Origin of the sequence: Pseudomonas corrugata (assembly GCF_050920615.1) — a bacterium.
Taxonomy (GTDB): Bacteria; Pseudomonadota; Gammaproteobacteria; order Pseudomonadales; family Pseudomonadaceae; genus Aquipseudomonas; species Aquipseudomonas corrugata.
Genome location: NZ_CP130434.1, coordinates 1,210,876 through 1,233,940 on the forward strand (window position 1 = coordinate 1,210,876; position 23,065 = coordinate 1,233,940).

At 60.7% G+C, this 23,065-nt stretch carries 19 protein-coding genes; 5 read left to right on the forward strand and 14 right to left on the reverse strand.

The genetic code is table 11. The features are described from left to right. Positions 1–424 precede the first annotated feature (424 nt). The 4 genes from QZH45_RS05300 to QZH45_RS05315 are packed head-to-tail and all read right to left on the reverse strand — an operon-like array spanning position 425 to position 3,877. On the reverse strand, positions 425–1,582 hold the full coding sequence (locus QZH45_RS05300; protein ID WP_024781130.1) for an osmoprotectant ABC transporter ATP-binding protein OsmV: 1,158 nt from the start codon (positions 1,580–1,582) through the stop codon (positions 425–427). Next, positions 1,579–2,232: an ABC transporter permease gene (locus QZH45_RS05305; protein WP_024781131.1), complete on the reverse strand. Its 654-nt coding sequence runs from the start codon at positions 2,230–2,232 to the stop codon at positions 1,579–1,581. Before QZH45_RS05305 ends, QZH45_RS05300 begins: the two co-directional genes overlap by 4 nt. Before the next feature lie 10 nt (positions 2,233–2,242). Then, complete coding sequence (locus tag QZH45_RS05310; RefSeq protein ID WP_055135467.1) at positions 2,243–3,136, reverse strand: glycine betaine ABC transporter substrate-binding protein; 894 nt, start codon at positions 3,134–3,136, stop codon at positions 2,243–2,245. 24 nt (positions 3,137–3,160) lie between these two features. Beyond that, positions 3,161–3,877 carry an ABC transporter permease gene (locus tag QZH45_RS05315; RefSeq protein WP_024781133.1) on the reverse strand — a complete coding sequence of 239 codons (717 nt, stop codon included), beginning with the start codon at positions 3,875–3,877 and terminating at the stop codon, positions 3,161–3,163. Positions 3,878–4,206: 329 nt separating this feature from the next. Between QZH45_RS05315 and QZH45_RS05320 the strand changes: the two genes are divergently transcribed. Then, entirely contained in the window at positions 4,207–5,790 is a 1,584-nt protein-coding gene (locus tag QZH45_RS05320; RefSeq protein ID WP_024781134.1) for a peptide chain release factor 3, read from the forward strand. Between the two features lie 422 nt (positions 5,791–6,212). Continuing rightward, positions 6,213–6,470, forward strand: a complete 258-nt coding sequence (locus tag QZH45_RS05325) for a hypothetical protein (protein ID WP_024777448.1) — start codon at positions 6,213–6,215, stop codon at positions 6,468–6,470. Positions 6,471–6,534: 64 nt separating this feature from the next. On the opposite strand, the gene QZH45_RS05330 is transcribed toward QZH45_RS05325, so the two are convergent. From QZH45_RS05330 to QZH45_RS05370, 9 genes are all read right to left on the reverse strand, one after another. Further along, positions 6,535–7,515, reverse strand: coding sequence for a peptide ABC transporter ATP-binding protein (locus QZH45_RS05330; protein WP_024777449.1), 981 nt, complete (start codon positions 7,513–7,515; stop codon positions 6,535–6,537). Then, positions 7,515–8,483 (reverse strand): ABC transporter ATP-binding protein, encoded by a 969-nt coding sequence (locus QZH45_RS05335; RefSeq protein WP_055135466.1) that lies wholly within the window; start codon positions 8,481–8,483, stop codon positions 7,515–7,517. Before QZH45_RS05335 ends, QZH45_RS05330 begins: the two co-directional genes overlap by 1 nt. Positions 8,484–8,493: 10 nt before the next feature. Beyond that, complete coding sequence (locus QZH45_RS05340; protein WP_024777451.1) at positions 8,494–9,405, reverse strand: ABC transporter permease subunit; 912 nt, start codon at positions 9,403–9,405, stop codon at positions 8,494–8,496. A gap of 10 nt (positions 9,406–9,415) precedes the next feature. Continuing rightward, positions 9,416–10,426: an ABC transporter permease subunit gene (locus QZH45_RS05345; RefSeq protein WP_024777452.1), complete on the reverse strand. Its 1,011-nt coding sequence runs from the start codon at positions 10,424–10,426 to the stop codon at positions 9,416–9,418. A gap of 75 nt (positions 10,427–10,501) precedes the next feature. Beyond that, complete coding sequence (locus tag QZH45_RS05350; RefSeq protein WP_024777453.1) at positions 10,502–12,097, reverse strand: ABC transporter substrate-binding protein; 1,596 nt, start codon at positions 12,095–12,097, stop codon at positions 10,502–10,504. A 76-nt stretch (positions 12,098–12,173) separates the two neighbouring features. Continuing rightward, complete coding sequence (locus tag QZH45_RS05355; protein WP_055135465.1) at positions 12,174–13,595, reverse strand: OprD family porin; 1,422 nt, start codon at positions 13,593–13,595, stop codon at positions 12,174–12,176. A gap of 170 nt (positions 13,596–13,765) precedes the next feature. After that, on the reverse strand, positions 13,766–15,370 hold the full coding sequence (locus QZH45_RS05360; protein WP_069018458.1) for an ABC transporter substrate-binding protein: 1,605 nt from the start codon (positions 15,368–15,370) through the stop codon (positions 13,766–13,768). Positions 15,371–15,671: 301 nt separating this feature from the next. After that, positions 15,672–17,297: an ABC transporter substrate-binding protein gene (locus tag QZH45_RS05365; protein WP_053192507.1), complete on the reverse strand. Its 1,626-nt coding sequence runs from the start codon at positions 17,295–17,297 to the stop codon at positions 15,672–15,674. A 255-nt stretch (positions 17,298–17,552) separates the two neighbouring features. Then, positions 17,553–19,154, reverse strand: coding sequence for an ABC transporter substrate-binding protein (locus tag QZH45_RS05370; RefSeq protein WP_024777456.1), 1,602 nt, complete (start codon positions 19,152–19,154; stop codon positions 17,553–17,555). Positions 19,155–19,641: 487 nt separating this feature from the next. Here QZH45_RS05370 and QZH45_RS05375 point away from each other — a divergent pair, with 487 nt between their 5' ends. Further along, complete coding sequence (locus QZH45_RS05375) at positions 19,642–20,025, forward strand: DUF6124 family protein (RefSeq protein ID WP_055135702.1); 384 nt, start codon at positions 19,642–19,644, stop codon at positions 20,023–20,025. 192 nt (positions 20,026–20,217) lie between these two features. Here QZH45_RS05375 and QZH45_RS05380 read toward each other — a convergent pair whose 3' ends face one another. After that, complete coding sequence (locus QZH45_RS05380; protein ID WP_053192510.1) at positions 20,218–20,934, reverse strand: SIMPL domain-containing protein; 717 nt, start codon at positions 20,932–20,934, stop codon at positions 20,218–20,220. Between the two features lie 248 nt (positions 20,935–21,182). On the opposite strand from QZH45_RS05380, the gene QZH45_RS05385 reads away from it, so the two are divergent. Next, a complete protein-coding gene (locus tag QZH45_RS05385; RefSeq protein ID WP_024777459.1) occupies positions 21,183–22,445 on the forward strand; it encodes an ATP-binding protein in 1,263 nt (420 codons plus the stop codon). After that, positions 22,438–22,998 carry a response regulator transcription factor gene (locus tag QZH45_RS05390; protein WP_003177957.1) on the forward strand — a complete coding sequence of 187 codons (561 nt, stop codon included), beginning with the start codon at positions 22,438–22,440 and terminating at the stop codon, positions 22,996–22,998. Before QZH45_RS05385 ends, QZH45_RS05390 begins: the two co-directional genes overlap by 8 nt. Positions 22,999–23,065: the final 67 nt, after the last annotated feature.

The following is a 23,065-nucleotide window of genomic DNA, read 5'->3' on the forward strand; positions in this document are numbered from 1 at the left end:
GGTTCGCCTACTTCCCAAGGCATGTCGCCGAAAGCAAAAAGGCCATGGGCTGCGTGGTGCCCTTGGCCTTGCTGTCTCGTCGTCAGTACTTGAGCCGGATGGATCGTTTCCAGCATGGACGTTCGGCGCGAACTTTAGGGCGTGAGGGGCCTGAGATCAACTAAAAATGTCGCGTTTTTGCACACATCCGTCGTGCGGCCGGCGACTGCTCTTGATGTAACCGACCTGTGTGACGGATTGATGTTCCCGCTGGATGAATAATCGGGGGTGTTTCGCAGTGCTTGGAGAGACCCGGTTTGGATCAGCACGCCGGAAAACTTTGGGAGCCGAGCTTGCTCGCGATGGCGATGGGTCAGTTGACGGCAGTGCTGGCTGTGCCGCCGCTATCGCGAGCAAGCTTGGCTCCCACAGGGTTTGTGGGCAATTAAGCCTGCGCGGTTTCGGCCGGCGAGACAATGCTGGTCTTGCCGCCACGAGAGCGTCCAGAGCTCAGGTATTCGGCGATGGATTCCTGGGTCACCTCGCCGAGGAAGACCCGTTCGGCATCCATCACCGGCAACCACGAGCGGTTGAACTCGTACATGCGCGACAGCAGGATCCGCAGATGTTCGTCATAGGCGGCCGTGGCGTTGAACTCCTGCAGGAATTGCGCGCAGGTACCGGTCTGGCGGTGCAGGTCGCGACGGCGCACGTAGCCCAGGGCCTTGTTCTCGGCGCAGGTGACCGCCACGTAGCGCCGGTCATGTTCATCCATCAATTCCAGCGCCTCGACCACCGGGGTTTCCGGGCTGACCGAGGGCGCGTTGTCGGCCGCATCCTCGGCCTTGACCAGCAGCAGACGCTTGAGCGTGCTGTCCTGGCCGACGAAGTTGCTGACGAACTCGTCGGCCGGATGCGCCAGCAGCGTGTCCGGGTGATCGCACTGGACCAGCTTGCCGGCGCGGAAGATCGCAATCCTGTCCCCCAGCTTGATGGCTTCGTCGATGTCGTGGCTGACCATGATCACGGTCTTGTTCAGCGCCCGCTGCATCTCGAAGAACTCGTTCTGGATCATTTCGCGGTTGATCGGGTCCACCGCGCCGAAGGGTTCGTCCATCAGCAGCAGCGGCGCGTCGGCCGCCAGGGCGCGGATCACGCCGATCCGTTGCTGCTGGCCACCCGACAGTTCACGGGGATAGCGATGCAGGTACTGCTTGGGTTCGAGCTTGATCATGCTCATCAACTCGCGGGCGCGGTCGTGGCATTTCTGCTTGTCCCAGCCGAGCAGCTTCGGCACCACCACGATGTTCTCCTCGATGGTCATGTTCGGGAACAGGCCGATCTGCTGGATCACGTAGCCAATGTTACGGCGCAGGGTCACCTCGTCGAGGTCGGTGGTGTCTTCGCCGTTGATCAGCACCTTGCCCGAGGTGGGCTTGATCAGCCGATTGATCATCTTCAGCGTGGTGCTCTTGCCGCAGCCCGAGGGCCCGAGGAACACGCAGATCTCGCCTTCGTTGACGGTCAGGTTCACCGAGTCCACGGCTTTGACATCCTTGCCGTTACTCTTGAAGGTCTTGCTGAGGTTCTGGAGTTCGATCATTTCGTTAATCCTTTTGGAGTCAGCGAGCGTTGCAGCCATTGCAGAAGCAGGTCGGCGAAGATGGCCAGGAGACTGACCAGCACGGCGCCGACGATCAGCATCGACATGTCGCTGCGGCTGATGGAAGCGAGGATGAGCACGCCCAGGCCACCGGCACCGATGGTGGCGGCGATGGTCATGACGCCGATGTTCATGACCACGGCGGTGCGCACGCCGGCGAGGATCACCGGTACGGCGATGGGCAGCTCGACCATGCGCAGGCGCTGGCCGAAGGTCATGCCGATGCCTCGGGCGGCTTCACGGATGCCCGGTTCGACGCCGGTGAGGGCCAGGTAGGTGTTGCGCATGATCGGCAACAGCGAATAGAGAAACACGGCGGTGATTGCTGGCATCGGGCCCAGGCCTTGGCCGAACTTGGAGTAGAACGGCAACAACAGGCCGAACAGGGCAATCGACGGGATCGTCAGCAGCACCGTGGCGCTGGCCTGCAATGGGCCGGCCAGTGCCGGGAAGCGGGTCATGAAAATGCCCAGCGGCACGCCGATGAGAATCGCCAGGCTTACGGCAATGCCCACCAGAGTGATGTGCTGCCAGGTCAGGTGCATGACCTGCTGCCAGTCGAGATGGGAAAAGGCGTTCAATAGTTCCATGGCTTTTTCCTCAGTCGATGGGGTGCTGGCGCAGGAAGTCGGCGGCCACCACAGAAGGGCTCTCATGGTCGACGTCCACGCGGGCATTGAGTTGTCGCATGGTTTCATCGTCGAACAGTTCGGCCAGCGGCTTGAGTTGCGCGGCCAATTGCGGATGTGCGTCCAGGAACGCCTGGCGCACCACCGGCGCGGCGGTGTAGTCGGGGAAGTAGTGCTTGTCATCCTCGAGCAATTTCAACTTGAAGGCGCTCAGCCGGCCATCGGTGGTGTACACCAGACCGGCGAATACCTGGCCGTTGCGCAGAGCGGTGTAGACCAGGCCGGCGTCCATCTGGCGGATATTCCGGCGCGTCAGGTTCATGCCGTACTGCTTGACCATGCCCGCCAGGCCGTCGGGACGGTTGGCAAACTCGGTGTCCAGGGCTACCAAGTGGTTCTGGTCCGCTTCGGCTTGCAGCACACTGTTCAATTGGCTGATGTTGCTGATCTGTGGGTATTGGCGGGCGACTTTCTCCGGCAGGGCCAGCGCGTAGGTGTTGCTGAATTTCGACGGCACCAGCCAGGCCAGGCCTTTTTTCGCATCGAGTGCTTTCACTCGGGCGTAGGACTGGGCGCTGTCGAGTTTCTCCGTGACATGGTTGTAGGCCACCAGTGAGACGCCGGTGTATTCCCAGAGCAGGTCCAACTGCCCGGTTTCCTGGGCACTGCGGGCCAGGTTGCTGCCCAGCCCTCCAGTGATCTGTGCGTCGTAGCCTTTGCTGCGCAGGTATTGTGCGGTGATCTCCGCCAGCAGCGTCTGCTCGGTGAAGACCCGGGCACCGAGGCGGATCACCGGTTTTTCCGCTGCTTGGGCGAACCCTGCAAACAGCAGGACGCAGCCCAGTATCAAGCTCAACTTCTTCATGATGATTCCTTAATCCAGCCGGCTTTATGACGGTCGCAGACCGCGTTCCAGCCAGAGTCGGCTGGCCAGTGTCACCAGGCCATCGAGCAACAATGCCAAGAGGGCGGTGCAGGTGGCGCCGAGCAACAATTGCGGCTGGTTGTTCAAGGCAATGCCGGGGAAGATCAGGCTGCCAAGGCTGTTGGCACCGATCAGGAAAGCCAGTGGCGCGGTACCGACGTTGATCGCCAGGGCGACCCGCACGCCGCCGACAATGATCGGCACGGCGTTGGGCAGTTCGACTTTCCACAGCACTTGGCGCGGGGTCATGCCGATACCGGTGGCGGCTTCCTTGAGAGAGCCCTGGACGTTTTTCAGGCCTTCATAGGTGTTGCGCACAATGGGCAGCAGCGAGGCGAGGAACAGGGCGAAGATGGCCGGCCCGCTACCGATCCCCAAGAAGCCGAGGGCGATGGCCAGTACGGCCAGGGGCGGCACGGTGTTGCCGATATTGAAGACTTGCATGAAGCGCTCGGCGCGTCCGACCATGCCGGGGCGGCTGAGGGCGATACCGGCGGGGATGCCGATGATCAGGGCTGCCAGCATGGAAACCAGTACCAGCATCAGGTGGGCTTGCAAGTAGAACAACAGATCGTCGTGATAACGTCGGATCGTATCGATGCCGATCCAGTGGACCAACAGGGCCAGGAGCGCGACGACGACCACGCCTCCTGTCAGCCCTTTGCCATAGCGGATAGCCACAGGCGGACTCCTTTGTCTTTCAGTCGGCGCACGCTTCCCCAGTCGGCAGACCGTAAAGTCGCCGGGAAAACGTTCGCGAGAAGCAGCTCTTTTCGATGCCGGTAAAACGGCACGTTATCGAGCCATGAGCGCAGCCTCGTCAGGCTAACTTGCTGATTTTTCAGCCCTTGACGAATTGACGCGGCAGGGGGGTGGACGTCTCCACGGGGCAAAAGGTTCCCATATCGGGGAGCATATGGCCACCTTCGATGTGCTCAACGGTTCGGTTCCTGGCACAAGTTGGGCTATAATCGCCGCCCTTTTTTGAATCACCTGCCAGGCGATTTCCCATGACCAAACAGGCCGCCGAAGTCGCGAAACGCCGCACTTTCGCAATTATTTCCCACCCCGACGCCGGTAAGACCACCATCACCGAGAAGCTCCTGTTGATGGGCAAGGCCATCGCGGTTGCCGGTACGGTGAAGTCGCGCAAGTCCGACCGCCATGCCACCTCCGACTGGATGGAGATGGAAAAGCAGCGGGGGATTTCCATTACCACGTCGGTCATGCAGTTCCCGTATCGCGAGCACATGATCAACCTGCTCGACACCCCGGGCCACGAAGACTTCTCCGAAGACACCTACCGCACGCTGACCGCGGTGGACTCGGCGTTGATGGTGCTTGACGGCGGTAAAGGCGTCGAGCCGCGGACCATTGCGCTGATGGAAGTCTGCCGTCTGCGGGACACGCCGATCGTCAGTTTCATCAACAAACTCGACCGGGACATCCGTGATCCGATCGAACTGCTCGACGAAATCGAAGCGGTCCTGAAGATCAAGGCTGCACCGATCACCTGGCCGATCGGCTGCTATCGCGACTTCAAGGGTGTGTACCACCTGGCCGATGACTACATCATCGTCTACACCGCCGGTCACGGTCATGAGCGCACCGAAACCAAGATCATCGAAAGACTGGACTCCGACGAAGCGCGCGCGCATCTGGGCGACGAGTACGAGCGTTTCGTCGAGCAACTGGAATTGGTGCAAGGTGCCTGCCATGAATTCGACCAGCAGGCGTTCCTCGATGGCCAGATGACCCCGGTGTTCTTCGGTACCGCGCTGGGCAACTTCGGTGTGGACCACGTGCTCGACGCCGTGGTCGACTGGGCCCCGCGTCCGCTTCCACGGGTCGCCAACGAGCGCACCGTGGAGCCGGTGGAAGAGAAGTTCTCGGGCTTCATCTTCAAGATCCAGGCGAACATGGACCCCAAGCACCGCGACCGGATTGCGTTCATGCGCATCTGCTCCGGCAAGTACGAGAAAGGCATGAAGATGCGCCACGTGCGTACCGGCAAGGACGTGCGCATCGGCGACGCCCTGACCTTCTTCTCTTCGGAACGCGAGCAGCTGGAAGAAGCCTTCGCCGGTGACATCATCGGCCTGCACAACCACGGCACGATCCAGATCGGCGACACCTTCACCGAAGGCGAAGTGCTGGGCTTCACCGGCATCCCGCACTTCGCCCCGGAACTGTTCCGCCGCGTACGCCTGAGGGATCCGCTCAAGTCCAAGCAACTGCGTCAGGGCTTGCAGCAACTGGCCGAAGAGGGCGCCACCCAGGTGTTCTTCCCGGAGCGCAGCAACGACATCATCCTCGGCGCGGTCGGTGTGCTGCAGTTCGATGTGGTCGCCAGCCGCTTGAAGGAGGAATACAAGGTCGAGTGCTCCTATGAGCCGATCACCGTGTATTCGGCTCGCTGGATCGAATGCAGCGACAAGAAGAAGCTTGAGGAATTCACCAACAAGGCAGTGGAAAACCTGGCGCTGGACGGTGGTGGTCACCTGACCTACCTGGCCCCGACCCGGGTCAACCTGGCGCTGATGGAAGAGCGCTGGCCAGACGTGAAATTCCGCGCGACCCGTGAGCATCACTAAGCACTGCGTGGCAAGACCCAAGCCCCGTTGCGAAAGCTGCGGGGCTTTTTTCTGTCTCCTCGATTTCCGGTGGGAGCGGTGGGGTACCACTAAACTTCGCGAGCAAGCCCGCTCCCACACTGGATCTGCTGCGCAGGTGATATTTGTGTACTGCGCCAAGCCTGTGGGAGCCGAGCTTGCTCGCGATGGCGGCGGTCTATTCAGCATTGAGTCGGCAGACAGGCTCGTATCGCGAGCAAGCCCGGCTCCCACGGCGGGGATGATTATGACAATTTTGAATAAGGTCTATTCGAAAGCAGTCTGTCCCCAAGCGGCATTTCTGCCCCTGATTCTGCGTCCTAGTCTTACGAGCCAGCCTGTTCGGGATTAGATTTCCTGAACGCCGTGGGGTCCCGGCTTTATTCAGGAAAGAGGAATCGGCTATGAACAGGTTTCTACGCGTGATGTTGTTGCTGAAGGTGTTGGTGATGTTGTCCCTGGGGTCCGGCGCTGTGTGGGCCGAGTGCGTGGATCATGAGCAACATGCCTCGAGCGGGCAGGGGGGACAGGGAGCAATGATGTTTGCTGCGGCCGACACCCAATCGGGGGATCAGGACGATGATGACTCGACGATCGACCAGCCCGACACCGACGATGGGGATGAGGGCGACGAAAGTGACGAAGGCGACAGTCAGACGTAATTTCTCGGCCGAGTAGAACACCGTGGCGAGGGAGCAAGCACCCTCTCCACGGTTTCAGCGGGTGTTACGCTGCGCCGTCAAGGAATTGCTCGGCGTAGTGGCATGCCACCAACCGATTATCCAATGGACGCAAGGCCGGCTCTTCGGTCTTGCAACGCTCGGTGGCATACGGACAGCGCTTGTGGAAGGCGCAGCCTGACGGCGGGTTGAGCGGGTTGGGCAGTTCGCCGACGATCTTGATCTTCGGCTTGTTCGGGTCCGGATGGATCGTCGGTGTAGCCGACAGCAGCGCCTGGGTGTACGGATGCAACGGGCGGCTGTAGATCGACTCGTTGGGGCCCATCTCCACTGGACGGCCGAGGTACATCACCATCACGTCGTCAGCGACGTGTTGCACCACCGCCAGGTTGTGGGAAATGAACACGTAGGCGGTATTGAACTCTTGCTGCAGATCCATGAACAGGTTCAGCACCTGGGCCTGGATCGACACGTCCAGCGCCGAGGTCGGTTCGTCCGCCACCAGCACCTTGGGTTGCAGCATCATGGCACGGGCCAGGGCGATGCGCTGGCGCTGGCCGCCGGAGAACATGTGCGGGTAGCGCTGATAATGTTCGGGGCGCAAGCCCACCTGCTTCATCATCGCCTGCACCTTCTCCCGCCGCTCGGTGGCCGACAGGCTGGTGTTGATCAGCAACGGCTCGGCCAGTTGATCGCCGATCTTTTGCCGCGGATTGAGGGACGCGTAAGGGCTCTGGAACACCATCTGCACGTCTTTGCGTAACTGCTTGCGTTCGGCCTTGTTGGCGCCGGCCACTTCCTGTCCGGCGATTTTCAATGAGCCGGAGGACGGCTCTTCGATCAGGGTCAGGGCCCGGGCGAGGGTGGATTTGCCGCAACCGGATTCACCCACCACGGCCAGGGTCTTGCCGGCCTCGAGTTCGAACGACACGCCGTTGAGGGCGCGCACGGTGGCGTGGCCCTTGAACATGCCACGGGACACTTCGTAATGACGGGTCAGGTCACGGGCGGTAAGTACGACGGCCATCACGCCACCTCCTGGTTCAACGGGTAGAAGCAGCGGGCGAGGCTGTTGGTTTTCGGGTCAAGGGTAGGGCGCTGTTGACGGCAGTTGTCCTGCACGTAGGGGCAGCGTGGCGACAGCAGGCAGCCTTGCGGACGGTCATAGCGACCGGGAACGATGCCCGGCAACGTCGCCAGACGGTCGGCGCCCATGCTGTGTTCCGGAATCGCCGCCAGCAATGCCTCGCTGTACGGGTGGGCCGGAATGTCGAACAGCTCCGGCACCTTACCCACTTCCACGGCTTGACCGGCGTACATTACGCAGACGCGCTGGGCGGTTTCCGCGACGACGGCGAGGTCGTGGGTGATCAACACCAGGCCCATGTTCTGCTCTTTCTGCAAGGTCAGCAGCAGGTCCATGATCTGCGCCTGGATGGTCACGTCCAGGGCGGTGGTCGGTTCGTCGGCGATCAACAGCTTCGGCTCGCCGGCAATGGCCATGGCAATCGCCACACGCTGGCTCATGCCGCCGGACAGCTGATGAGGGTAGGCCTCCATGCGGCTGGCAGCGCCGGGGATCTCGACTTTTTCCAGCAATTCGATGGCGCGCTTGCGGGCGGCCTTGCCGGACATTTTCAGGTGCAGGCGCAAAACTTCTTCGATCTGGAACCCCACGGTGTAGCTGGGGTTGAGCGCGGTCATCGGATCCTGGAAGACCATCGCCAGGTCCTTGCCGACGATCTGCCGGCGCTGGCGGGCGCTCAGCTTGAGCATGTTCTTGCCGTCGAAGTTCAGCGCATCGGCGGTGACGATGCCAGGGTGCTCGATCAGGCCCATCAGCGCCATCATGGTCACGGATTTACCCGAGCCAGATTCGCCAACGATGGCCAATACTTCGCCTTTATCCACGCTCAGGTCCAGGCCATCGACCACGGGAACGGCGTTGGCGTCGCCGAAGCGGACGTTGAGATTCTTGATTTCTAGCAGTGACATGGGAATCTCCTCAGGCGGCATTCTTGAGTTTCGGATCCAGCGCGTCGCGCAGGCCGTCGCCCATCAGGTTGATTGCCAGCACGCTGAGCAAAATGGTCAGACCGGGCAGGCTAACGACCCACCAGGCGCGTTCGATGTAGTCCCGGGCCGAGGCCAGCATGGTGCCCCACTCCGGAGTCGGCGGCTGGACGCCCAGGCCGAGGAAGCCCAGGGCGGCGGCGTCGAGGATGGCCGAGGAAAAGCTCAGGGTCGCCTGCACGATCAGTGGTGCCATGCAATTGGGCAGCACGGTGATGAACATCAGGCGCGGCAGGCCGGCACCGGCCAGGCGGGCGGCGGTCACGTAGTCGCGGTTCAGTTCGCCCATGACGGCGGCGCGGGTCAGGCGCACGTAGGACGGCAGCGACACGATGGCAATGGCGATTACGGTGTTGATCAGGCCAGGGCCGAGAATGGCGACGATCGCCACGGCCAGCAGCAGCGAAGGCAGGGCCAGCATGATGTCCATCAGGCGCATGATGGTCGGGCCGAGGATGCGCGGGAAGAACCCGGCGAACAGGCCCAGCAGAATGCCCGGGATCAGCGACATCACCACCGACGACAAGCCGATCAGCAATGACAGGCGTGAACCCTGGATCAGCCGTGACAGCAGGTCGCGGCCCAGTTCGTCGGTGCCGAGCAGGAATTGCAGTTGCCCGCCTTCGAGCCAGACCGGTGGCGTCAGCAGGAAATCGCGATACTGCTCGCTCGGATCATGAGGGGCGACCCATGGGGCGAAGATCGCGCAGAACACCACCAGGATCATGAACATCAGCCCGGCCACGGCACCCTTGTTACGGGAAAATGCCTGCCAGAATTCTTTGTACGGGGACGGATACAGCAGGCTTTGATCGACTGCTACCGAAGGAGTTGGAGTACTCATGGATTTGATCTCAGCGCTGATGACGGATGCGTGGGTTGGCAAAGCCGTAGAGGATGTCCACGACGAAGTTGACCAGAATCACCAGGCAGGCGATTAACAGGATGCCGTTCTGCACCACGGGGTAGTCCCGGGCTCCGATGGCTTCGATCAGCCACTTGCCGATGCCCGGCCAGGAGAAGATCGTTTCGGTCAGGACCGCACCGGCCAGCAGCGTGCCGACCTGCAGGCCGACCACGGTCAGTACCGGGATCAGTGCGTTGCGCAGGCCGTGGACGAACACCACGCGCGCCGGCGACAGGCCCTTGGCCCGGGCGGTGCGGATGTAGTCTTCGCGCAGCACTTCGAGCATCGAGGAGCGGGTCATGCGGGCGATCACCGCCAGCGGAATGGTGCCCAGCACGATGGCCGGCAGGATCAGGTGATGCAGTGCGTCGAGGAACGCGCCCGGCTCATCGGCGAGCAAGGTGTCGATCAGCATGAAGCCGGTTTTCGGCTCTATGTCGTAGAGCAGGTCGATGCGTCCCGATACCGGTGTCCAACCCAGGGACACCGAGAAGAACATGATCAGGATCAGGCCCCACCAGAAGATCGGCATCGAATACCCCGCCAGGGAGATGCCCATCACCCCATGGTCGAACAGGGATCCTCGTTTGAGTGCCGCGATCACCCCGGCCAGCAGGCCCAGGATACCGGCGAACAACAGGGCGGCCATGGACAGTTCCAGGGTCGCGGGAAACAGGGAGCTGAACTCGGTCCAGACGCTTTCGCGGGTGCGTAGCGATTCGCCGAGATCACCGTGGGCCAGTTTGCCGATGTAGTCCAGGTATTGGGCATACAGCGGTTTGTTCAGGCCAAGGCGTTCCATTGCCTGAGCATGCATTTCGGGATCGACCCGACGTTCGCCCATCATCACTTCCACGGGGTCGCCGGGGATCATGCGAATCAACGCGAAGGTCAGCAAGGTGATGCCGAAGAACGTGGGGATCAGTAATCCCAGTCGGCGGGCAATAAAACTAAACATCTTCAGGTGTACCTCATCAGCCGGTTAGGCATGTCCGGCACCCCTTTGATCAGGGGATACCGGACGCTTTCTTATCTACTTCACCTGGGTGGTGGCGAAGTTGTTGGTGGTGAGCGGGCTAATGGAGTAGCCCTCTACGTTCTTGCGCATTGCCGTGAACATCCGGGTGTGGGCCATACTGATCCACGGTTGGTCCTGGTTGAAAATCACCTGGGCCTGTTCATAGAGCTTGATCCGCTCTTCAGGGTTCACGGAGGCGCGGGCCTGGTCGATCAGCGCCTGGAATTTCTCGTTGCACCAGCGGGCGTAGTTTTCGCCGTTCTTCGCAGCCTCGCAACTGAGCATAGGCGTCAGGAAATTATCCGGGTCGCCGTTATCGCCCGCCCATCCGGCGGACACCATGTCGTGCTCGCCGTTCTTCGCGCGCTTGAGCATTTCGCCCCATTCCATGACGCGGATGTCGACCTTGATCCCGATCTTCGCCAGGTCGGCCTGCATCATCTGCGCGCCGAGCATCGGGTTGGGGTTGGTCGGGCCGCCGCCGTTGCGGGTGAACAGGGTGAACACGGTGCCTTCCGGCACGCCGGCTTCCTTGAGCAACTGGCGGGCCTTGTCCAGGTCACGGGGCGGGTTCTTCAACTCGTGATTGAAACCCAGCAGTGTCGGCGGGTAGGGGTTGACCGCCACGCTGGCGTTGCCCTTGCCGAACAGCGCGTTGACGTAGGCTTCCTTGTCGAAGGCGATGTCGATGGCTTTGCGCACCCGTACGTCGCTCATGTACTTGTGTTGGGTGTTCATGGCGACGTAGGACACAGTCATGGCGTCCAGTTCATCGACTTTCAGGTTGGGGTCTTTCTTGATGCTCGGAATGTCGTCGGGCTTGGGGTACAGCGCGACCTGACACTCATTGGCCTTGAGCTTCTGCAGGCGCACATTGTTGTCGGTGGCGATGGCCAGTATCAGTGCATCGGCCGGCGGCTTGCCGCGGAAGTAATCCGGGTTGGCCTTGAAGCGAACCTGGGCGTCCTTGTTGTAGCGCTGGAAGATGAACGGCCCGGTGCCGACCGGCTTGCTGTTGAGGTCGCCGGTCTTGTTGGCCTTGAGCAACTGGTCGGCGTATTCGGCCGGGTAGATCGAGGAGAAGGCCATGGCGATGTCGGCCAGGAATGGCGCTTCACGGCGGGTCAGGGTGAACTTGACCGTATGCTCGTCGACTTTCTCGACGCTTTTCAACAGCTCTTTGAAACCCATGCTTTCAAAGTAGGGGAAGCCCACGCTCGACAGTTTGTGCCACGGATGATTCGGGTCCAGCTGGCGCTGGAAGCTCCAGACCACATCGTCGGCGTTCATGTCACGGGTTGGCTTGAAGTATTCGGTGGTGTGGAACTTGACGCCTTTGCGCAGGTGGAAGGTGTACGTCAGGCCATCGTCGCTGATGTCCCAGGATTCGGCCAGGGCCGGAATCACTTCGGTGGTGCCAGGCTTGAAATCGGCCAGGCGATTGAAAATGGTTTCCGCCACGGCGTCGGCAGTGACTGCAGTCGTGTACTGGACCATGTCGAAGCCTTCCGGGCTGGCTTCTGTACAAACCACCAAGGGTTTGGCCGTGGCGCCAACGGCGACACTCAGCAGCGCAGCGGCGAGGGCTGCGCGTAGGGGGATCATGTTCATCGTCATATCCTCTGCAATCGGTGAAACGGCAAAAGCCGGACGGCCGACCTCGTGAGTCGACCGTCCGGCGCAGGGTTTACAGAATGTTGAACGGGATGGTGGTGACCAGGCGGAACTCATTGATGTTGCCGTCGGCCTGATGTTCGCTGGCGCGGTGGGTCGTGTAGGTGGCACGAATCGCGGTGGCCTTGAGCGGGCCGCTCTGCACGGCATAAGACGCGCCGACGCCGTATTCGTAGTGACTTTCACCGTCCATCAGGCTCAGGTCGCCGCGCTGGGCACCTGGGTCGGTATAGGCCGTGCCCTTGTAATGAGTACCGTCAATACCCCAGCCGCGTGCTTGGTAGATATTGAACTTCAGACCTGGCACGCCGTACTCGGCCATGTTGATGCCATAGGCAATCTGGAACGACTTCTCATTCGGGCTGTTGAAGTCCGACAGCAGGGAGTTGGCCAGGTAGATGCCGTTGGTTTCGTGCAGGTAGTCGAAGTATTCGTCACCGTTCACTTCCTGATAGGAGAACGTCAGGCTGTGGGCTTGGTGCGTAAGACCGAACGACAGGGAGTAGGTATCGTTGTCGATATCCCCCATCAGCTTTTTGCCTTCATCGACGGTCTTGTAGTAGTTCAGGCTTGTGGTCAGGCTCACTACCTGGCTGTCACCCAACTCGTGGGTGGCGCCGAAGTAGTACTGGTTCCAGAAGTCTTCGACATTGGCCCCATACAGGCTGGTTTTGAGGCTCTTGAACGGCTGGTAGTTCACCCCCCCCATGTAGACCTTATCGGTTTCCACGCCGGTGGCGGAATATTCGCTGCGGAATTTCGACAGGCTCTGTTCGGTTCGTGGCGAAACACGGTCGAATCCGGCGACATCGAATGACAGGTTGTTGAGTTCTTCGCTGTGCAGGCTGATGCCTTCAAAGCTGGAAGGCAATGGACGGTTACCGATAACGTCGACAATAGGCGTGCTGAAGTTCTGGCGGCCGGCGGTCAACGTGGTGTTCGATACACGGAACTTGACGTTGGCCAGACCCAGTTTGCTCCACTGGTCTACGGCATCGCCGTTGGAGTCTGCCAGGGTACGGTTCGAACCACCGGCAATGTGCTTGCGATCACGGTCCAGCACGATTGCGTTGTAGGCGGCCACTTCCGTGCTGACACCTACGGTACCTTGGGTAAAGCCGGAGGTGTAGTTGACGATGGTGCCCTGCACCCAGTTGATGCGACGGGAAATCGGGGTCCGGGGCACGGAAGGATCATTTTTGACGCTGTTTGGCTTGTAGCTGAACCGGTCGTCCCGGCGACGCAACTCATTGGCGTACCAGTTGCGGGTCGTACCGCTCAGGCTTTGCCCATCAATGAAACCTTTAGCTTCGCTTTGGGCGCTGCTGCCAGCCAGAGTGGTAGGTACGAACTCCTGACTTACAGATTCAGCGTAGGCGCTGGCCGTAACGCTGCTGATGGCCAGGGCCAGTAACGCGGTGCTGCTCAATTTCATGGGTAACGCTCCTTTTTCTTTCTTAATTAACGCCGGTCTTTTTTGGTGATACGGCTATCGGTTTTGCTGCTGAATACAGTTCGCAAACGTTTGCAGAAGGCCTGATCGGCGAATTACGGCAAGACGTCTGCGTAAGGCCCCCAAGGGGGCCTCGCTGTAGGACTAATCGGTTATGGGTTCAGGCTGACGCCCGAGAACACGTTGCGACCGAAGGGGCTGACCTTGAATCCTTCGACTTTGGCGCTCAGCGGCTGGTTGACCGTCGAGTGGGCAACAGGGGTGATCGGCACTTGCTGCTTGAGCAACTGCTGGGCCTGTTTGTAGAGCACGGTGCGCTGGTCGCGGTCGGTGACGACCTTGGCCTGTTTGATCAGCTTGTCGTAATCCTGGTCGCACCACATGGAGTAGTTGTTGCCGCCAATGGCGTCACAGCTGTACAGCGTGCCCAGCCAGTTGTCCGGGTCACCGTTGTCGCCGGTCCAGCCGATCAGGCTGATGTCGTGCTCACCGTTCTTGGTGCGCTTGATGTACTCGCCCCATTCGTAGCTGACGATCTTCACCTTCAAGCCGATCTTCGCCCAGTCGGCCTGGAGCATCTCGGCCATCAGCTTGGCATTGGGGTTATACGGGCGTTGCACGGGCATGGCCCAGAGGGTGATTTCGGTGCCTTCCTTGACCCCAGCGGCCTTGAGCAACTCCTTGGCTTTTTCCGGGTTGTAGGCGGCGTCCTTGATCGTGTCGTCGTAGGACCACTGGGTCGGAGGCATGGCGTTGACCGCCAATTGCCCTGCGCCCTGGTACACGGCGTTGAGGATGGCCTGCTTATTCACCGCCATGTCCAACGCGCGGCGCACTTCGACCTGGTCGAACGGCTTGTGGCGAGTGTTATAAGCGATGTAGCCAAGGTTGAAACCGGGCTTTTCGATCAACTGCAGCTTGGGATCGTTCTTCAAGGCCGGCACATCGGCCGGACGTGGATGCAGGGTGACCTGGCATTCGTTGGCCTTGAGCTTCTGCACCCGCACCGAGGCGTCGGTGTTGATCGAGAAGATCAGGTTCTTCAGCTTGACCCGTTCCGGCGCCCAATAGTGCGGGTTGGCGACGTAACGGATATTGGAATCTTTCTGGTAGCTCTTGAACTCGAACGGGCCGGTGCCGATGGGCTTCTGGTTGATGTCGCTCGGCTTGCCATTCTTGAGCAACTGCTCGGCGTACTCGGCCGAGAGGATCGCGGCAAAGCTCATGGCGATGTTCTGGATGAAGGCTGCATCGACACTGTTGAGCGTCATGACCACGGTCAGCGGTCCGGCCTTCTCCACCTTGGCGATGTTCTTGTTCAGGCTCATGCCATTGAAGTAGGGGAATTCGGTGGGGTAGGCCTTGCGAAATGGATGCTGCGGGTCAAGCATGCGGTTGAAGGTGAACAGCACGTCGTCGGCGTTGAAGTCCCGGGTCGGCTTGAAGTAGTCGGTGCTATGGAATTTCACGCCTTCGCGCAGGTGGAACGTGTATTTCAGGCCGTCTTCGGAAATATCCCAACTCGTCGCAAGGCCCGGTACGACATTGGTCGCGCCCTTTTCAAACTCGGCCAGGCGGTTGTACAGCGGCTCGGCGGCATCGTTGTCGGTGGCGGTGGTGTATTGCGCCGTGTCGAAACCGGCGGGGCTGCCTTCGGAGCAGAACACCAGGCTACCGCCGGCGGCGGCCTGGGCCACGGATGTCGCGGCCAGCAGGCCGGTACTCAGCAATGTAGATAAAACCAGGGTATGGCGCATGACGCTCCCTCTTTTGTTCGGGGTGTTTGACAGTGAACCGGCGTCCATCCGGGGACAGGTCCGGGGCACTGAGCTCATTCCATTGCATACAGCGATGCCGCAGGGTCGGCAGGTCTGCCGGGTCCCAACGGTAGGAGCCGTGGGTCTGGCAGTAAATGCGTAACGCCTGAAAGACTTGTGAGAAAGGGCGGTACGTCCTCAACCAGCTGCCGCGCTGCGCAGATGTTTTGGACTTAGGCGATTTCCTGGGTCTTGGCAGATAAAACAACGGCGCCGTCAGGAGACGCCGCCGTTGAACACCTTATTTGCTGACGCTGACACCGTAGAAGGAGTTCAAGCCGAATGGGCTGATCTTGAAGTCCTGCACATTGGTGCGCATGGGTTGGAACACCGTCGAGTGAGCGATAGGTGTCATCGGCACGGCATCCTTGAGGATGTGTTGCGCCTGCTTGTACAGCTCGGTGCGCTTGGACTGGTCCGAAGTGCGCTTGGCCTGCTTGACGATGTCGTCGAACTTCTTGTCGCACCACTTGGAGAAGTTGTTGCCCTGCAGCGAGTCGCAACCGAACAGCACGTTGAGCCAGTTGTCCGGGTCACCGTTATCGCCGCTCCAGCCGATCAGCATCGCGCCGTTCTCGCCGCCCTTGGAACGCTTGATGTACTCGCCCCACTCGTAGGTGACGATCTTGGCCTTGATGCCGATCTTGGCCCAGTCGGACTGCAGCATTTCAGCCATCAGCTTGGCGTTGGGGTTGTACGGACGCTGCACCGGCATCGCCCACAGGGTGATTTCGGTACCTTCCTTGATGCCCGCTTCCTTGAGCAACTGCTTGGCTTTCTCAGGATTGTACGGCGCATCCTTGATGGTGGTGTCATAGGACCACTGGGTCGGCGGCATGGCGTTGACCGCCAGTTGGCCGGCGCCCTGGTATACCGAGTCGATGATCTGCTGCTTGTTGACGGCCATGTCCAGTGCCTGACGCACTTTCAACTGGGCCATCGGGTTGGGCTGGTCGCTGCCCTTGATCTTGTCCATCACGTTGTAGGCGATGTAGCCCAGGTTGAAGCCTGGCTGGTCCGGCATCTTCAGGTTCTTGTCTTCACGGATGGCCTGCAAGTCGGCAGGGCGCGGGAAGAGGGTGATCTGGCATTCGTTCTTCTTCAGCTTCTGGATACGCACCGACGGGTCGGTGGTGATGGCGAAGATCAGGTTGTCGATCTTCACGTCTTCCGGAAGCCAGTAGTCCTTGTTGCCGGTGAAGCGGATGTTCGAGTCTTTCTGGTAGCTCTTGAACACGAACGGACCGGTGCCGATCGGCTTCTGGTTGATATCGGAAGGCTTGCCTTCCTTGAGCAACTGGGCGGCGTATTCGGCGGACTGGATGGACGCGAAGTGCATCGCCATGTTCTGGATGAACGCGGCATCGACAGCGTTGAGGGTGAACTTGACGGTCTTGTCGTCGAGCTTCTCGACCTTGGCGATGTTGGTGTCCATGCCCATGTCGGTGAAGTACGGGAATTCGGTCGGGTACGCCTTACGGAACGGATCGTCCTTGTTGATCATGCGGTTGAATGTGAACAGCACGTCGTCGGCGTTGAAGGTACGGGTCGGCTTGAAGTACGGGGTCGTATGGAACTTGACACCATCGCGCAGATGGAAGGTGTAGGTGAGACCGTCTTCGGAAATGTCCCACTTGGTCGCCAGGCCCGGGATCACGGCGGTGCCGCCACGCTCGAACTGGGTCAGACGGTTGAAGATGGTCTCGGCTGAGGCGTCGAAGTCGGTTCCGGTGGTGTATTGACCCGGGTCGAAGCCAGCCGGGCTGCCTTCGGAGCAGAACACCAGGTTAGTCGCAGCGGAGGCGAAGGGTGCGCTGGCTAATAAGCTTGCGCCGACTAAAAACGGAATGACCGCGTGTTTAAGCATGTTGGCCTCATGATTTGTTGTCATTTTTGGATTTGAGGGCGACCTCGTGAGTCGTCCTGCGGATACTTATGCAGGCCCCATACCCAATGCAAGATCCAGAGCGGTTCCAAATCTGAAACAGTGGCACGAACGTACCTTAATGTCGCATCTGTGTAAGTTCTGACGCAGTTGATCGTTTGCGCCGGCTTTTTTGGTGCAAACGATGCTTTGAATCGGTGCGCGTCGGAGGTGTCGCGCACCGGGTTGGGGCGGGTTTTACTGCTGCAAACCCACGCCGTAGAAGGGGGTAAGGCCAAACGGGCTGAGTTTGAAATCCACGACTTTCTTGTTTATTGGCTGGAACACCGTGGAGTTGGCAATCGGCGTAATGGGCACCTGTTGCTTGAGAATCCGTTGCGCCTGCCGGTACAGATCGATTCTCTGCTGGCGGTCGGTCGAGACCTTGGCTTGCTGGATCAGCTTGTCGTAGGCTGGGTCGCACCACTTCGCGTAGTTGCTGCCTTTGACCGCCGCGCAACTGTAGAGCACGCCAAGCCAGTTGTCGGGGTCGCCGTTGTCGCCGGTCCAGCCGTAGATCATCGCGTCGTGCTCGCCATTCTTGGCGCGCTTGATGTACTCCCCCCACTCATAGCTGACGATGTTGGCCTTGATGCCGATTTTCGCCCAGTCCTGCTGGATCATTTGCGCCGACATCCGCGCGTTGGGGTTGGAGGCGCGTTGCACCGTCATTGCCCATAAATTGATGGTGGTACCTGGCGCCACCCCGGCTTCCTTGAGTAGCGCCTTGGCCTTGGTCACGTCGTGGGGCGCATCCTTGATGGCCGGGTCGAATGACCACTGGGCCGGTGGCAGGGCGTTCTGGGCCAGTTGTCCGGCGCTCTGGTACACGGCTTTGATGATCGCCGGTTTATCGATGGCCATGTCCAGCGCCTGGCGGACCTTGAGCTGGTCCAGGGGCGGGTGCGTGACGTTGTAGGCGAGGAAACCCAGGTTGAATCCCGGTTGCTTGAGCACTTGCAGGTTCGGGTCCTGTTCCATCACTTCGATGTCCGCCGGACGCGGGTAGCCGCTGACCTGGCATTCGTTGCGCTTGAGCTTTTGCAGGCGCACGGCGGCGTCGGGGGTGATGGAAAAGATCAGGTTATCGATTCTCACATCCTCGGGTTTCCAGTAGGCCGTGTTGGCGGCGTAGCGGATCTGCGAGTCCTTCTGGTAGCGCTTGAACACGAACGGGCCGGTGCCGACGGGTTTCTGATTGAGGTCGCCGGCCTTGCCTTCCTTCAACAACTGCGCCGCGTATTCGGCGGACTGCACGGAGGCGAAACTCATCGCCAGGTTCTGCACGAACGCGGCGTCGACGTTGTTCAGGTTGAAGCGCACGGTGTGCTCGTCGACTTTTTCGACGTTCTTGATCGTGGTGTTCAGGCCCATGTCGGTGAAGTAGGGCGACTCGGTCGGGTAGGCCTGGCGGAACGGCTGTTGCGGATCGAGCAGGCGCTGGAAGGTGAACACCACGTCGTCGGCGTTGAAGTCGCGGGTGGGGGTGAAATAGTCGGTGGTGTGGAACTTCACACCGCCGCGCAGATGGAAGGTGTAGACCAGGCCATCGGCGGAGACGTCCCAGCTCGTCGCCAACCCCGGTTCGACTTCGGTGCCGCCGCGCTTGAACTGGGTGAGGCGATTGAAGACGGTTTCGGCCGAGGCGTCGAAGTCGGTGCCACTGGTGTACTGGCTGGGGTCGAACCCGGCGGGGCTGGCTTCGGAGCAGTAGACCAGGGTAGTGGCGGCCTGGGCCAGCGGGGCGCAGCCGATCAGGGCGAGGGTGAGCAGCAATGGTTGGAAAGTGGTTCTGTCCATGAAATCCCTTGGGGCGTGGTGACGGTTTTCATGGAGAGTAGCTGTGTAGTGGGGATGGTTGGAAATATCCAAAAGTGAGGGGGACCCCTGGCTTTGGGCATAGCCGCAGGTTGGATGCTGTCCTGTGGCGAGGGAGCTCGCTCCCGCTGGGCTGCGAAGCGGCCCCAAAAGCAGCGACGCTGCCTGTCTGACACGCGGAGGTGTCAGCTTCGGGTCTGCTTCGCAGCCCAGCGGGAGCAAGCTCCCTCGCCACGGTGTTGCGGTAGGGCTGGAGGCAGCGCGAATCATTCAGGTGCATCGGAAGGATCTTCTGGACCGAAGGGAAACATCCCACGGCTTTTTAGGGTTGCCCCTCGGAAGTGGGCTCCCTAACCTTTTGCCTGTCGCTGCGAACCAGTGACCAGGAGTGGAAACCTGAAATTAGTAGGTCGTAAGCCTCACGACCATAACGGCAAGTGATGGCTCCAATTTCATCGGGAGCATGCACATGAATGAAGGAAAGGCCGAACCAAACTTCAATAGAACCCATCCGCTATCAGACTTCGACGCCGTCGAAGATTTACTCAAGGACCGCGCCGCCGAGCGTGCCTTGGGCCACTACCTCAAACCCAAGTCGCCAGAGCCACCCACCGATCCGCGCATCGACAGCCTGTTCTCCGTGACCGCCAAAGCGGACGCCGACACGCTATTGACCAGCACCTGCGAAACCCTGGCCTCGGTAAAGGCCATGGCCGAGGATCTGGCCTTCGAGGTGGATGGCACGCGCCGTAGTGTGGCGCTGGGGATTCATCAGTTGGTGGAGTTGTGTCAGTTGCTGGTGGACAAGGCGCTGGATCAGCTTGAAGTGCCGGCCAGTTCGGTCGAGGTGTAGCACGGACGGCCCTTGTGGCGAGGGAGCTTGCTCCCGCTGGGCTGCGAAGCAGCCCCAAAAGCAGCCACTCAGTTCATCTGACACACCGAGGTGTCAGGTTCGGGGTCTGCTGCGCAGCCCAGCGGGAGCAAGCTCCCTCGCCACAAGGACAGGGTTCAGCCAGTAGAGAAAACTGGCTGAGTACTCCTTACATCACTGCATCAACACCTCAATCGCCCCATCCGCCGTCATGCTCACCTTGCTGGTGCCCGCTTCCACTTCAGGTGTGACGGACTCGGCATCCATGGCCCCGGCCTTCATCATCATCGGTGCGCGCAGGTAGGGCTGCGGATAACCGTTGGTGTTGAGGTTCAGGTTGACGATTTTGTAGCCCTTGCCACCCAGGGCTTCGGTGGCCAGTTGGGCGCGGGCCTTGAAGGCGTTGACGGCGTCCTTGAGCAGGGCGTCTTCGCTGCTCTGGCGGGTGGCGGTGGAGATGGCGAAGTCCATGCCGCCCATTTTCATGTCGGTCAACAGTTCGCCAGTGAGTTTGGACAGGGCGGCGAAGTCGGCGCTTTCCAGGCGTAGTTCGGCGCGTTCGCGCCAGCCGGTGATTTTCTGGCCCTTGCTGTCGTAGATCGGATAGCTGTTGCGGCTGCCCTGGCGCAGGGTGATGTCCTTGACCTGCTTGGCCTGGCCGATGGCTTTGTTCAGCCTGGTGCTGACGGCGGCGGCGAGTTTGGCCGGGTCGGTGTTTTGTTCTTCGGTGTAGAGCGTGACGATCATCAGGTCACGGGCCACTTCCTGGCTGGCTTCGGCGCGCAGGGAAATCTGGTTGTAGTGCAGTTCATCGGCGGCCAGGGCCGGCAGGCTGGCGACGGTGCCGAGGCTGAGGGCGAGGAGGGCGGCGGGGCGACTGAACGTGTGCATGAAAGCTCCTTGGGATGATGTGCAGGGGTAAGGTCCGGGCCTGCGTGAACGATAAGACTCTAGCGTTTGTGGTGTGGTTCGCCCAGTTACAACTTCTATACAGATGCATGAGGCCAATGAAGATCCCCTCGCCACAAGGTGATAGGCAGCGTTCAGAGGCTGTGGCGCTTTGCCGCATAGCTGCCTCTGCAACCCGCGCCTTGGTTATACTCCGTGCGATTCGCCTGGAGCACTCATCAGGAGAGCTCATGCTCGCCCCTTTGCAAATGACTTCCGCCTCACGCCAGAATCTCTGGCGGCTGACGTTCATCCGTATCCTGGTCCTTGCGGCCCAGGCCGGGTCCGTGGGGCTCGCCTATTGGTTCCAGCTGTTGCCGCTGCCCTGGCTGCAACTGGCGATTACCCTGGTGTGCGCCTCGGTGTTGTGTGCGCTGACGGCCATTCGGCTGCGCGCCTCGTGGCCGGTGACGGAGCTGGAGTACGCGGTGCAACTGGCCTGCGACTTGTTTATCCACAGTGCTTTGCTGTATTTCTCTGGCGGTTCGACCAACCCTTTCGTGTCTTATTACCTGGTGCCGCTGACCATTGCCGCAGTGACATTGCCGTGGCGTTATTCGCTGATTCTTTCCGGTATCGCCCTGGCGCTGTACACCCTGTTGCTGGCGCGGTTCTATCCCCTGGAAACTTTCCCGATCGCCCGGGAAAACTTGCAGATCTACGGTATGTGGCTGAGTTTCGCCCTGGCCGCGGCGGTCATCACGTTTTTCGCCGCGCGCATGGCCGAGGAGCTTCGTCGCCAGGAGGAGCTGCGGGCGATCCGTCGTGAAGAAGGCCTGCGGGACGAACAACTGCTGGCCGTGGCTACCCAGGCCGCCGGCGCCGCCCATGAGCTGGGCACACCGCTGGCGACCATGAGCGTGCTGCTCAAGGAGATGCAACAGGATCATCCCGACCCGCTGTTGCAGGACGACCTCAGTGTGCTGCAGGATCAGGTCAAGCTCTGCAAGGAGACCCTGCAATACCTGGTGCGCGCCGCCGAGGCCAACCGCCGGCTGGCGATCGACATGCAGGACGTCACCGACTGGCTCGACGAAGCCCTCAATCGCTGGCACCTGATGCGCCCGGAGGCCAGTTATCGCTTTCGGTGCCTGGGCTACGGCCCCGTGCCGCGCATGGCGCCGCCACCGGACTTGACCCAGGCGTTGCTGAACCTGTTGAACAACGCTGCCGATGCCTGCCCCGAAGGCATGGAGGTGGCGCTGGACTGGAATGCCTACGAATTGATCATCAGCATTCGCGACCACGGTGCCGGTGTGCCGCTGGCCATCGCCGAGCAGATCGGCAAGCCGTTCTATACCACCAAGGGCAAAGGCCTGGGCCTGGGCCTGTTTTTGAGCAAGGCGAGCGTGACACGCGCTGGCGGCTCGGTGAAACTCTACCCCCATGAGAGCGGCGGTACGCTCACCGAGCTGCGCCTGCCCCATGCCGACCGAGGAGACGAACATGAGTGACGAGATCCAAGTCGATGGCGAAGAACTGCCGCACCTGTTGCTGGTGGATGATGACGCCACGTTTACCCGCGTCATGGCCCGGGCGATGTCCCGTCGCGGTTTTCGCGTGAGCACCGCCGGCTCCGCCGAGGAGGGCCTGACCATCGCCCAGGCCGACCTGCCGGACTATGCTGCCCTGGACCTGAAGATGGACGGCGACTCGGGCCTGGTGCTGCTGCCCAAGCTGTTGGAGCTGGACCCGGAGATGCGTGTGGTGATCCTCACCGGTTATTCGAGCATCGCCACGGCGGTCGAAGCCATCAAGCGCGGCGCCTGCAATTACCTGTGCAAACCGGCGGATGCCGATGACGTGCTGGCCGCGCTGCTGTCCGAGCACGCCGACCTCGACACCCTGGTACCGGAAAACCCCATGTCGGTGGATCGACTGCAATGGGAGCACATCCAGCGGGTGCTGACCGAACATGAGGGCAACATTTCCGCCACCGCCCGCGCACTGGGCATGCACCGGCGCACCTTGCAGCGCAAATTGCAGAAGCGGCCCGTGCGTCGCTGAACCTGTGCTGAACGGATGTGGTCCACCCCCTCGCGGCACATCGGGCCGTTGCTCTATGATCGGCCCG